General features: G+C 64.8%; 15 protein-coding genes and 1 pseudogene. 9 read left to right on the top strand and 7 right to left on the bottom strand.

Annotation, left to right across the window (positions count from 1 at the left end; translation table 11 throughout):
- Window positions 1-3: 3 nt before the first annotated feature.
- From PVW27_RS16345 to rimM, 6 genes are read left to right on the top strand one after another with little or no spacing between them, the layout of a single operon-like run.
- Complete coding sequence (locus tag PVW27_RS16345) at window positions 4-588, top strand: GNAT family N-acetyltransferase (protein ID WP_274559573.1); 585 nt, start codon at window positions 4-6, stop codon at window positions 586-588.
- Window positions 585-1106 (top strand): GNAT family N-acetyltransferase, encoded by a 522-nt coding sequence (locus PVW27_RS16340; RefSeq protein ID WP_274559571.1) that lies wholly within the window; start codon window positions 585-587, stop codon window positions 1104-1106. The genes PVW27_RS16345 and PVW27_RS16340 overlap by 4 nt, the downstream gene beginning before the upstream one ends.
- Complete coding sequence (locus PVW27_RS16335; RefSeq protein WP_274559570.1) at window positions 1103-1402, top strand: chorismate mutase; 300 nt, start codon at window positions 1103-1105, stop codon at window positions 1400-1402. The genes PVW27_RS16340 and PVW27_RS16335 overlap by 4 nt, the downstream gene beginning before the upstream one ends.
- 56 nt (window positions 1403-1458) lie before the next feature.
- Window positions 1459-1836 carry a 30S ribosomal protein S16 gene (rpsP, locus tag PVW27_RS16330; protein ID WP_274559568.1) on the top strand — a complete coding sequence of 126 codons (378 nt, stop codon included), beginning with the start codon at window positions 1459-1461 and terminating at the stop codon, window positions 1834-1836.
- A 14-nt stretch (window positions 1837-1850) separates the two neighbouring features.
- Complete coding sequence (gene bluB, locus PVW27_RS16325) at window positions 1851-2480, top strand: 5,6-dimethylbenzimidazole synthase (protein WP_274559566.1); 630 nt, start codon at window positions 1851-1853, stop codon at window positions 2478-2480.
- Window positions 2481-2504: 24 nt separating this feature from the next.
- On the top strand, window positions 2505-3008 hold the full coding sequence (rimM, locus tag PVW27_RS16320; protein WP_274559564.1) for a ribosome maturation factor RimM: 504 nt from the start codon (window positions 2505-2507) through the stop codon (window positions 3006-3008).
- Window positions 3009-3265: 257 nt separating this feature from the next.
- Here rimM and PVW27_RS16315 read toward each other — a convergent pair whose 3' ends face one another.
- Both PVW27_RS16315 and PVW27_RS16310 read right to left on the bottom strand, forming a co-directional pair.
- On the bottom strand, window positions 3266-4432 hold the full coding sequence (locus tag PVW27_RS16315; RefSeq protein ID WP_274559562.1) for a M20 aminoacylase family protein: 1167 nt from the start codon (window positions 4430-4432) through the stop codon (window positions 3266-3268).
- Window positions 4433-4598: 166 nt separating this feature from the next.
- On the bottom strand, window positions 4599-5552 hold the full coding sequence (locus PVW27_RS16310; protein WP_274559560.1) for a phosphotransferase: 954 nt from the start codon (window positions 5550-5552) through the stop codon (window positions 4599-4601).
- Between the two features lie 104 nt (window positions 5553-5656).
- Here PVW27_RS16310 and trmD point away from each other — a divergent pair, with 104 nt between their 5' ends.
- From trmD to rpmE, 3 genes are all read left to right on the top strand, one after another.
- Window positions 5657-6487 (top strand): tRNA (guanosine(37)-N1)-methyltransferase TrmD, encoded by an 831-nt coding sequence (gene trmD / locus PVW27_RS16305; protein WP_274559558.1) that lies wholly within the window; start codon window positions 5657-5659, stop codon window positions 6485-6487.
- 267 nt (window positions 6488-6754) lie between these two features.
- The gene (rplS, locus tag PVW27_RS16300; RefSeq protein WP_274559556.1) at window positions 6755-7138 is read left to right on the top strand and encodes a 50S ribosomal protein L19; all 384 of its coding nucleotides are present in this window, start codon (window positions 6755-6757) and stop codon (window positions 7136-7138) included.
- An 11-nt stretch (window positions 7139-7149) separates the two neighbouring features.
- Complete coding sequence (gene rpmE, locus PVW27_RS16295) at window positions 7150-7371, top strand: 50S ribosomal protein L31 (RefSeq protein WP_274559555.1); 222 nt, start codon at window positions 7150-7152, stop codon at window positions 7369-7371.
- 84 nt (window positions 7372-7455) lie between these two features.
- Here the strand turns inward: rpmE and PVW27_RS16290 are convergent, their stop codons facing one another.
- From PVW27_RS16290 to PVW27_RS16270, 5 genes and pseudogenes are all read right to left on the bottom strand, one after another.
- Entirely contained in the window at window positions 7456-8646 is a 1191-nt protein-coding gene (locus tag PVW27_RS16290; protein ID WP_274559554.1) for a rhamnan synthesis F family protein, read from the bottom strand.
- Between the two features lie 51 nt (window positions 8647-8697).
- A complete protein-coding gene (locus PVW27_RS16285) occupies window positions 8698-9384 on the bottom strand; it encodes a hypothetical protein (RefSeq protein ID WP_274559552.1) in 687 nt (228 codons plus the stop codon).
- A complete protein-coding gene (locus PVW27_RS16280; RefSeq protein ID WP_274559550.1) occupies window positions 9384-10211 on the bottom strand; it encodes a sulfotransferase domain-containing protein in 828 nt (275 codons plus the stop codon). The genes PVW27_RS16285 and PVW27_RS16280 overlap by 1 nt, the downstream gene beginning before the upstream one ends.
- Window positions 10212-10252: 41 nt before the next feature.
- Window positions 10253-11422, bottom strand: a complete 1170-nt coding sequence (locus PVW27_RS16275) for an NAD-dependent epimerase/dehydratase family protein (RefSeq protein WP_274559548.1) — start codon at window positions 11420-11422, stop codon at window positions 10253-10255.
- 96 nt (window positions 11423-11518) lie between these two features.
- Window positions 11519-11672, bottom strand: a pseudogene (locus PVW27_RS16270) (glucose-1-phosphate thymidylyltransferase); the annotation flags it as partial.

Below are 11672 nucleotides of genomic sequence, written 5' to 3'. Positions count from 1 at the left end.
GTGATGCAGGCGCCCTCCTCTTCCCTGCCTGTCGCGCCGTTGACGCAGGCCCCGCGTCTTGAGACGCAGAACCTGATCCTGCGCGGACCGGAGCATGGCGACATCGAGCCGATGATCGCCTTTCTGACGGATCGCGAGCGGTCCTGGGGGTTCGGGTCCTATGACAACCGTCATGACGCGTGGCGCTGGTTCGGGCTGAACGTGGGGCATTGGCATATCCACGGCTATGGCTATTTCACCATCGAGGACCGCGAGAGCGGCGAGGTGGCGGGAATCACCGGCGTCTGGAATCCCGATGGCTGGCCCGAGCCGGAACTGGGCTGGGCGCTGTTCGACGGTTTCGAGGGGCGCGGTATCGCGCATGAAGCGGCGGCGCGGGCGCGGGAATGGGCCTATACCGAATTGGGCTTCATGACCCTGACATCGAATATCGTGCCGGGCAATGACCGCTCGGTCGCGCTTGCCGAGCGGTTGGGCGCATGGCTGGAGCGGACCTATCAGAATGTCTATATGGGCAAGGAGATGCTCTATCGGCATCCCGGCCCGGAATCGCTGGACAATGACGGATCGGTGGAGGCCTACGCATGACGCGGTTTGCCTTCGAGATTCCGATGCTGGACGCGGGCGATGTGACCCTGCGCGCCATTCAGGAAAGCGATCTGGAACCGCTTGCCGCATTCTATGCGACCGAGCGGAGCCAGTTCGTCGGCGGTCCGCTGCCGCGTGTGGATGCGTGGCGGATCATTTCCGGCAACCTTGGCCATTGGGCGCTGCGCGGTTACGGCATGTGGGTGATCGCATCGGATCAGCAGCCGGTTGGCATGTGCGGCTTCATCTTCCGCGAAGGCTGGGACGAGCCGGAACTGGGCTGGCAGGTCTGGGGCGGCCATGAGGGGCGCGGCATTGCCTTTCAAGCGGTCAGTGCGGCGCGGGCGCATGGCGTGCGGGCCTTCGGGCTGAACGGCGTGATTTCCTATATCCGGCCGGACAATGCCCGCTCGATCCGTCTGGCCGAACGGCTGGGTGCGGCGTTCGAGCGCGAGACCGTGTTTTTCGACAAACCCTGCCACGTCTATCGCCACCCCAAGATGGAGGAAGCGGCATGACACAGACCACCGCCGAACGTGCCGCCGAGGTGCTGCGCGATCATCGTGCCAGCATCGACCGGCTGGATGCCATCCTTGTCTATACGCTGGGTGAGCGGTTCAAGCATACGCAGGCCGTGGGGCGCCTGAAGGCGCAGCACGACCTTCCCCCTTCCGATCCCGATCGCGAGGCGCGCCAGATTGCCCGGCTGGAACAGCTGGCGCAGGACGCCGATCTGGACCCGGAATTCGCCAAGGCTTTCCTGCAGTTCATCATTCAGGAAGTCATTCAACACCACAAGAAACACCAACAGTAACAAGACCATTTGGCGGGGAAGCCCGTCAACCCAAGCCATCCAAAGGAGAAACTGACATGGCAATGAAAATCCGTCTGGCCCGTGGCGGCAGCAAGAAACGCCCCTTCTATCGCATCGTGGCCGCCGACAGCCGCATGCCCCGCGATGGTCGTTTCATCGAGAAGCTGGGCACCTATAACCCGCTTCTGCCGAAAGACAGCGAAGACCGCGTCCGTATGGATGTCGAGCGTGTGAAGCATTGGCTGGCCCAAGGCGCGCAGACCACCGACCGTGTGGCCCGCATGCTGGAAGCCGCTGGCGTGACCCCCAAGACCGAGCGCAGCAACCCCAAGAAGGGCGAGCCGGGCAAGAAAGCCAAGGACCGCGCCGCGCAGAAAGCGGCCAAGGAGGCCGAAGCCAACGCACCCGCCGAAGAGGCTGCTGCCGAGGAATAAGTCAGGAGGTCGGGATGCAGGACTTCGACACGGCATTCCAGGACCAACTGACCGCGCTGATGCGCTGGCGTCGCGATGTGCGGCGCTTTCGCACCGACCCGGTGGACGAGGCAATGCTGCGGCATTGCCTCGACGCTTTTCTGCTGGCCCCCTCGGTGGGGCTGTCGCAACCGTGGCGGCTGATCCGGGTTCAAAGCGAGGCCGCGCGCGCCGCGGCCTTGGCCAATTTCGAAACGGCCAATGCGCAGGCGCTGGCCGGGTATGACGGCGAGAAGGCCGCGCTCTATGCGGGGCTGAAACTGTCGGGCATGCGCGAGGCGCCGGTGCATCTGACGGTCTGGTGCGACGAGGCGACCGCGACCGGGCACGGCCTGGGTGCGGCAACCATGCCCGAGATGCGGCGCTATTCCGTCGTGGCCTCGGTCATGCAATTCTGGCTGGTGGCGCGGGCGCATGGGCTGGGCGTGGGCTGGGTGTCGATCCTTGATCCGGCACGGCTGGCGCAGGATCTGGCGGTGCCCGAAGGCTGGCGGCTGGTGGCCTATCTCTGCATCGGCTGGCCCGAGGCCGAGAGCGAGACGCCCGAACTGGAACGGCAGGGCTGGGAGGTGCGGCGCGATCACCTGACGGTCGAGACGCGCTGAAACAAGGAAGGACGAGGTCTCAACATGAGCGATCTGATCTGCGTGGCGGTCATCGCGGGCGCTTTCGGTGTCCGGGGCGAAGTCCGTTTGAAAAGTTTTACGGCCGATCCGGTGGCCATCGGGGAATATGCCCCACTTGTGACCGAGGATGGCAGCCGCAGCTTTGACGTGGCGCTGGAGGGGCAGTTGACAAACGGGCTGCTGGTGCGCCTGTCGGGGGTGAAGACCAAGGAAGAGGCGGACGCGCTGAAAGGTGTGAAGCTCTTCGTGCCGCGGGACCGTTTGCCCGGTCTGCCGGACGATGAATATTACCACGCTGACCTGATCGGGCTGGACGTGCTGGACAGTGGCGGCGCGCGCTTGGGGCGGGTCAAGGCCGTTCTGAATCACGGGGCGGGCGATATTCTTGAGGTGCAGGTGCCGGGCTCATCCGAGACGGTGCTGCTGCCCTTTACAATGGAGGCGGTGCCGACCGTCGATCTGGCCAGCGGGCGCATCATCGCGGACCCGCCGGAGGGGTTGTTCTAGCCCGCATCAGAGGGGTGTCCCACGATGGGACATTTTTCGGATTGTGTGTTTTCAACGCGTTACGCGCCCGCGTTTACCATATTTTAACGGATTGCCGCGCAGGGGGCAGGACAAGACGGCTTGTGCTGATCCCGGCTTCGCCCGGTGGATTTCGAGTATTTTTGGCAAGATGAAAGGGGGCGCGGAGAGGGACTGCGTCCCTTTCCGCTTGTCGGGGCGATCTGGCAGATGCGTTGCTGCGCGCCCGGCGGCGCGCGTCAGGCCAGCGGCATGCGGCGTTCTGCCATTGCGGCGAACCAACTGCAGCCCACGGGGATGATCTCGTCATTGAACTCGTAATGCGGGTTGTGCAGATCGGCGCTGTCGCCGTTGCCGATGAAGAGATAGGCGCCGGGACGCTCAAGCAGCATTTCGGAGAAATCCTCGCCGCCCATTGTCGGCTCCAGATCGCGTTGTGCCACGCCTGCGACGGACAGCGCGACCTCGGCGGCGAGATCCGCCTCGCGCGCGTGGTTCACCAGCGCGGGCGGGCCGGAGGTATGCGTCACCTCGGCCACCGCGCCGTAGGCCGCAGCCGTCGCCGTGGCCAGCGCGTCGATGCGGGCCCGCACGAGGCGTTGCACCGCGGGCTCGAATGTCCTGACCGTGCCGCGCATGTGAACAGAGTTCGGGATCACGTTATATGTGTCGGTTTCGGTGCGAAAGCCGCAGACCGACACCACCACATTGGCCATGGGATTGATGTTGCGGGACGCGATGGATTGCAGGGCGACAACAATATGTGACGCCACCAATGTCGTATCCACGCCCTTGTGCGGCATGGCACCATGGCCGCCCGTGCCGCGCACGATGATTTCGAACTTGTCCGGCGAGGCCATCTGCGGCCCGGTGCGGACCGCGAATGCGCCGAGGGGCATGCCGGGCATGTTATGCATGCCGTAGATTTCTGCGATGCCCCACCGTTCCATCAAGCCTGCGTCGATCATCGCGCGGGCGCCACCGCCGCCTTCTTCGGCGGGCTGGAAGGCCAGGACGACCCGACCGTCGAAATTCCGCGTCTCGGCCAGATATTTCGCCGCCCCCAACAGCATCGCGGTATGCCCGTCATGTCCGCAGGCATGCATTTTCCCCGGCACGGTCGAGGCATGGGGCAGTTTGGTCGCCTCATGGATCGGCAGGGCGTCCATGTCGGCGCGAAAGCCGATGGTTTTGCCGGACGTGGCTGATCTGCCGTTGATCACGCCGACCACGCCGGTTTCGCCGAAGCCGGTCACGACCTCGTCACAGCCAAATTCCTTGAGTTTGGCTGCCACAAAGGCCGCCGTGCGATGCTCCTGAAAACGCAGTTCGGGATTGGCGTGGATATCACGCCGCCAGGCTGAAATCTCGGGCAGCATTTCGGCAAAGCGGTTCAAGACAGGCATCGGTTTCCTCCATCCAGTTGCGTGTTCAGCCTGCGCCGCGTTCACAGCAGATGCAAGACGCCGCGCACCCCACGCCAATGGGTGTTGCAAGCGCAAGTGTGCAGCCTTGGCACGCGGGCGACATCAGACCGCTGACTTGCCCGATGGTGTCAGAGGCGGCCAGGGCTTAGCTTGCGTCCTTGCTTTCCAGACGGGCAGTCATGGCCTGAAGCCCGGCCCAGAGATGCGCGCGGCGGGGGCTGGCTTGGGTTGGGTGCGCGGGCATGTCGGACCAGAGACGGGCCAGTCGCAGGGCGATGTGGAAGCGCAGCAGCGGATCATGGCGCAGGTCGTTGCCATAGGCCTGCCAGAAGGCCTGAATCGCGGCGGGGTGATGCCCGAACCAGAGTTCGTGGTCGATCAGCAGCATCGCAATATCCCGTGCGCGCGGGGCGGGTGTATCATTCTCGACGTCGATGCCGGTGATCTGATCCGGGGCGATCAGAAGGTTGCCCAGCGTCATGTCGCCATGGATCACGGCTTGGGGCCATGTCCTGTCAGGCAGTGGCACGGCCAATGTCCGGACACGGGCGATCAGACGGGCCAAGGCCGTTTGGCGGGGTGCCACGGACGTTCGTGCGCGCCGTGCCTGTCCGCGCAAGGCGGGGGCGGGGTCGAAGGCAGCGGGGGCGGCTGGCTGTCCCCGGTGCAGCGCGCCCAGCCAGAGGCCAGCGGCGCGCAGGACCGGGATATGATCGTCGGGGTTCGTGCTGTCCGCCAAGAGGCTGCGGGCGTCGGTGCCGGGGCTGTAGGACAGGATCAGCGCGTGATGCGCGGGCAGGGTCATGATGAGGCGCGGCACCGCCAGACCGGGCTGTCCTGCAAGGCTGGTGGCGGCAAGGCGATAGGCGCGGGCGGCCTGTTCCAGCGCGGCGGGGTCGCCGCCGAGACGCAGTTTCAGGATGAGGCTGTCGGCACCGTCGCGGGGCATGATGTGCATGACGATGCGCCCGCCCTTTGCTTCGCGCCGCGCGCTGAGGATCTGGGTCGCGCAGGCCCTGGCCTCAAGCTCAAGGCGCGGGGCGGCCTCTTGCCATGCGGCGCGGGCGGCATCGGCCAGCCTTGTGCGGTCATCGGTCATCGGTGCATCTGGTCCTGCAGCAGTCGCAGCGACCCTAGGCCGGTGGTGGAGTGGCCGCAATCGGGCATCTTTTGCCCCGGTGGAAAAGGCGCTATGGGGTTGGCATGACGCAAGAACACGATCCCGAGGGCCCTGCCCCGCTGAAATCCCATGGTCGCAAGTCGATCCGCGCGACGCTGCGTCCGCGGGAGTTGGTGACGGATACGCCTGATCTGGCGGGGGCTTGGGTGGCGCAGGTGATCACGCTGGTGCCGCAGGCTTTTCCGGGTGTTCTGGGCGAGAGCCTGACGGGCAAGGCGCTGGCCGAGGGGCGGTGGGCGTTGCGGACGATTGATCTGCGGGAATTTGGCGAGGGCAAGCATCGCAATGTGGATGACACGCCCGCGGGTGGGGGTGCCGGGATGGTGCTGCGGCCTGATGTTCTGGGTCATGCGCTGGATGCGGCGGCGGAGGGCGCGCGGGGGCGCTGGCCGGTGATCTATCTGTCCCCACGCGGGGCGCCGCTGACGCAAGCCATGGCGCGGCGCTTGGCGGCGGCGGATGGGGTGACGCTGTTGTGTGGGCGGTTCGAGGGTGTGGATGAGCGGGTGCTGGAGGCCTATGCGATCGAGGAGGTCAGTCTGGGCGATTTCGTCCTGACCGGCGGCGAGATCGCGGCGATGGCGCTGATTGACGCCACGGTGCGGCTGTTGCCGGGGGTGCTGGGCAATGCGGCCTCGACCGAGGAGGAAAGTTTCTCGGACGGGTTGCTGGAGCATCCGCAGTATACGCGGCCTGCCGCATGGCGCGGGCGCGTGATCCCCGAGGTGTTGCAGTCGGGCCATCACGGCAAGATCACTGCGTGGCGGCGGGCGCAATCGGAAGCCATCACCAAGGCGCGTCGGCCCGATCTGTGGGCGGCTCATGAGGCGCGGACAGACAAGCCGGACGGCTGATCGCGCGGGATTCGGTTCTTGCCAAAGGGGGCGCGGCCCGGTATGACCCGCGCGTCCGGGACTGTGTTGAGTCTATCGGACCTGATGTCTTTGGTTCAGGTTGCCTTCTTCGGCACCACGGATGAACCGGGACGCAGCACCAAGGAACGACGACCTGACCTCTGGCGGGCGCACCGAATTTCGGCAGGCGGACCCGGTTGAAGACCAAGAGCTCTGAGGACGTGGCAAACTTTGCGGGACAAACCGCAAGCAGATAGGAGACCCGCGATGAACCTGATCGCACAGATCGAGGCGGAACAGATTGCCGCCCTCGGGAAGGAAATTCCCGATTTCAAGGCCGGCGATACGATCCGCGTCGGCTATAAAGTGACCGAAGGCACCCGCAGCCGTGTGCAGGCCTATGAAGGCGTCTGCATCAGCCGCAAGAACGGCAAGGGCATTGCCGGGTCGTTCACGGTCCGCAAGATTTCGTTCGGCGAAGGCGTGGAGCGTGTGTTCCCGCTCTATTCGACCAATATCGACAGCATCACCGTGGTGCGTCGTGGTCGTGTCCGTCGCGCCAAGCTGTACTATCTGCGCGCGCGTCGCGGCAAATCCGCCCGTATCGCAGAAGTCGCCAACTACAAGCCCGGTTCGGGCGCTGAAGCATAAGGATCGGCACGATGAAAAAAGACATCCACCCCGATTATCACATGATCACCGTCAAGATGACCGACGGCTCGACCTTCCAGATGCATTCGACCTGGGGCAAGGAAGGCGACACGCTGTCGCTGGATATCGACCCCACGGTGCACCCGGCCTGGACCGGTGGCTCCTCGCGTCTGATGGATGCGGGCGGCCGTGTGTCGAAGTTCAAGAACAAATACGCCGGTCTGGGTTTCTGATCCACTCCGCGCAGGACTTGGAGAACGCCGCCCCTTTGGGCGGCGTTTTTCGTTGCGTGACAGCGCCGCGCCCTGTGTGGGACGTCACAGGCGATACCCCGGTGTCAGCAGGGGCAGGATCCGCCGCGCCACAGGCTTGAGATAGGCGCGCGCGCCGGGAAAGCGGCGGATGATGCGGCCATAGATCACACGAAGCCGCCTGATCAGGCGGATGCCGAAGGTTTCGGCGTTGCGGTCCAGTTGTGCCAGCTGATCCAGAAGGTGATGCGAGGCAAGCCGCGCGGCGAAGAGCTGCATCTTGTATTCCAGCCTTGCATAGTTGCGCGCGGCCAGTTGCGGCGTCATGACCGAGAGGGTGCGATAGCCGCTGGCCTGAACGGCATAGCCGATCAGCCGTTCCTGCGCATGGGCGAGGCCACCGTCGATGTGATGCGGTTCGGGATTGTAATCCTCCCACTGCCAGGGCCAGTCGAACATCACCCGCAGCGCCGGGATGCGGAACCAGAACATCGTGCCATAGGGGGCCACCGGGGTATCCGCGTCGAGCGGCACGTTCAGGCCCATGCGGGCAGACAGATCCCGCACAACCTCGCGGTTGGAATACCAGGCATGGCCCAAAGTGCCGAAACCTGTGTGAATGACAGGGGGAATCACCAGCCCGAGGTCAGGCTCGGCCTCGAACCGGTCGAGCAACTGGCGGATCGTGGCGGGCGAATGAACCAGATTGTCGAAAAGATGTGCCTTGAACCCTTCGGCCACCTGTCGACTGACCTGCGGCGTTCGTTTGGAATGCAGGCGCAGCGCCACCTGATAATCGCCGGACAGGGCCACGTCACGGAACGTGATGAACAGCGCGGACATGTCGCGCCCGCGGTTCTGCGCCACGACACGCACGGTGCGATGGGCGGCGGGCCATTGCTGTGCGTCCAGAAAGGCTTCGATCATGGCCTTGTCCTGATCGCTGGCGGTAGACAGGAAGAGATGGGCAGGCATGGGAAACTTTGCGATCAGCGCCCAGAATTCGGGCATCATCTCGGCATAGAAGGCATGGATGAAGACCGCGACGGGCCCGAAATCCCATGTGCCGCGGTCCGAGGGGTAATGCGTGCTTAACACCTCGTATTGATCGGCGATGGTGGTGAAGGCGCGCAGCGGCACGCGCGCCGCCGCAAAGGCCATCACGGCATTGTAGAGGGCAGGATTGCGCGCGCGCAGACCATCGAGTGCGGCGCGCAGGTCGATCCCGTTCAGGTCATGGAGGAGCGGGTCCAGCATCAGAACGGAGACCGGCAGGCAGGGTGCGCCTTCGGCGACGAGGCGATGCACCTAATAGTGGCGCGGATCGGCGGTCTGCATCGCGTCCTCCGGTATGGCCCAGGCGATACGGCGGCCGGTATCGCGCAGGAACCGGGCCAGCGGGACCAGACCACGCTCGATCTGATCCCAATAGTCGTTGAAGAGGGGCAGATCGTGGCAGAGTTTCTGGAAGCCGGGATCGTTGACCAGCGCGGGCGAGAGCAGCGCGAAGTCCAGATAGGGCAGTTTGTCGGGCATGTCGGCACGGGACCGCAGGCGCGGGTCGAGAGCGGCGTTGTGCCAATAGGCCGACAGAAGATCGGCATCGCGCTGCAGATCGCGCCAGCCGTCGGGGCGGATCGGGCCGAAAACGTGATAGCCGGTCAGGATCACATGGCCGGTGACAGGCCCGTCGCGCAACAGACGCCCCAGACCCGCGCGATAGGCCGAGAGGATCGCGCCATCCCTGTCATGCGAGATCACGGTGGCACGTTGCCCCCTGTCGAGACCGGCCAGCGTGGCCTGCACATCGGGCAGGCTGTCGCCGTTGGTCACGACGATCACGCGGGTGGCGATGGCCAGCAGGTCCGTGAGAGCCAGTCTGACATGGGCCGCAGCCTCGGCCTTGTGCTGGATGACGTAGATGGCCGCCGCATATGGCTCTGGCGGGTGCGGTCGCGGTTCGGGTTGTCCTGTCTGGCGAGTGCGGGGCGGCATCAGCGGTGATATCCCAGGGCGTGCATCCGGTCCTGATGGCGCTGCCAGAAGGTGTCGATCTGGCTTTGGTCGAGATAGTCGCGATGGGTGCCGACCTTGCGTTTCCAGAAGAATTTGCCATCCCCGGCGGTCAAGCCTTCGGAGATCTGGCGGATACGGTCCAGATCGCCCGTGGTCAGGGGGACGTCGAGAAAGGCGCAGATGGCGCTGACGGCGGTGTCGAAATCGTCGATCAGATCCTCATAGCGCAGGATATGGACCGGCCCTCCCGCGTCGCGCAGGGCGGTGTAGTTGTCGATGCTGTCGAACAGGCTGCCGAAGGGATTGGCCGCGCGCGGATCGAAGGTGCCGTGCGTGGTGAAACGGTCGAGAAGGCGGCTCATCTCGGCCTTGGTCAGATCCTCGACCCGGTCGAAGGTGAAGCCGAAGACCTTTTGCGACAGGGCCGTGACGTTGCCGGAGAGGTAGTTGAGGTAGGAGGTGAAGATATCCAGCGGGTGGCGGTAGATATAGATGATCCGGTCGGGGTGGATCATCCTGTCGCCATCGGGAATCGCCGGGGTCTTGTTGTGCGATTTGTAGAAGCACCAGCTTCTGTCGAACTGGCGCCAGGGCCGTTTGCCGATGGCCTGCCCCATATGGGTGTCGATCACATATTCGGCCATCATCCCCGATGCGACAGGCACCTGGAAGATCGCGGCGATGATGGCCCGCAGCCAGGTATTGCCGCTTTTGGGGAAGGAATAGAGACCAACAAGTGTGTCACATCCGGCAATCCCGGTGTCGGGCGGGGTCGGATGATCCGTCCTGATCATGTGCGTTGTCATGGCCGTATGCCTCTTGTCCTTGCCTATCCCTGTATGGCTGTTCAGCTGATGGCCCTTGCGGGATAGCTGACCTGATCGCGTGACCATGCGGCGAGGCGGGCCAGGCCGTCGGGCAGCGCCACGTCGGGCTGCCAGCCCAGCAGGGTGACGGCGCGGCTGATATCGGCGACCGCATGGCGGATGTCCCCCGGGCGATAGGCGCCCGTCACGACCAGCCGGTCGGGCGGTGCGCCAAGGCAGGCCAGCAGGGTCTGCGCCACCGACAGGATCGTGGCCCCCTGCCCTGCGCCGATATCCAGCACCTCCTGCGGCATGGCGCGGGCCTGTCCCATCATGGCGAAGGCGCGCACGACATCATCGACCTGCACGAAATCGCGGGTGATCTGCCCGTCTTCGAAGATATCGAGCACCTGCCCGTCCAGTATCTGGCGGCAGAAGATCGACAGCACACCGGTATAGGGATTGTTCATCGACTGCCCCGGACCATAGACATTCTGCAGGCGCAGGATACCGACCCGCGTTGGCGTGCCCCAGAATGCCTGCGACAGCAGATATTCCTGCATGAGTTTGGTCGAGGCATAGACCGAGGCGGGGGCGATCGGGCAGGTCGCATCGGTGGGCACCGGGGTCAGCAGGGCGCCGGTGCGGCTGCGCGGCTGGAACAGCCCGGCGTCCAGATCAGGCTGTCGCCGGTCCATGGCGCAGGCGGGGCGACCCTGCGCGTCGATGCAGCTTCCTTCCCCATAGACGGAGCGGGAGCCGGCGAGGATGATGCGGGGCAGATCCGGGACGTGGCGGCGGACCGCTTCGATCAGGTGCGCGGTGCCCATCACGTTGACGTCGGTGTAATGGGTGGGCTTGGAATAGGACTGGCCGGTGCCGGTTTCCGCCGCCAGATGATAGATCACACGCGGGCGGGTCCGGGCCACGGCGGCCCCCACCTCACGCGGATCGCGGATATCGCCGGTGATGACATCGACACCGTGACGGGCCAGACGCATCCGCGTTTGCGGCACGGCGTCATGGACCTGCGGGTTGAAATTGTCGAATACCGTCACGCGGTGACGGTCCGAGAGTGTCATCGCCAGACGCGCGCCGATGAAGCCCGCGCCACCCGTGATCAATACCGATTGTCCTGCCAGCATACCCGTCCACCATGCGTCGCACATGGCCTGTATCGCTGTCAGCCGATGGCTGCGGGACGTGGTCAACCAGCCCTGTCGCGCGGACAGGACGCAAACCCCGGAATCATGGCGAGAGGATACAAGCTCTGACCTGCATCTTCGCCCAGCGGGATTAAGATCGGGTTAGTCCAGAAGGCGTTTGAGATATTTTCCGTAGTCGTTCTTGGCAAATTTCTCGGCCATGGCGGCCATGGCGGCGCGGTCGATCCAGCCTTGTTCGAAGGCGATTTCCTCGGGGCAGCCGGTCTGCATCCCCTGCCGCTTTTCCAGCGTGCGG

Origin of the sequence: Seohaeicola sp. 4SK31 (assembly GCF_028802875.1) — a bacterium.
Classification (GTDB): Bacteria; Pseudomonadota; Alphaproteobacteria; order Rhodobacterales; family Rhodobacteraceae; genus Seohaeicola.
The sequence above is the reverse complement of the archived record's forward strand: the minus strand, read 5'-3'. Positions and strand labels throughout refer to the sequence as shown.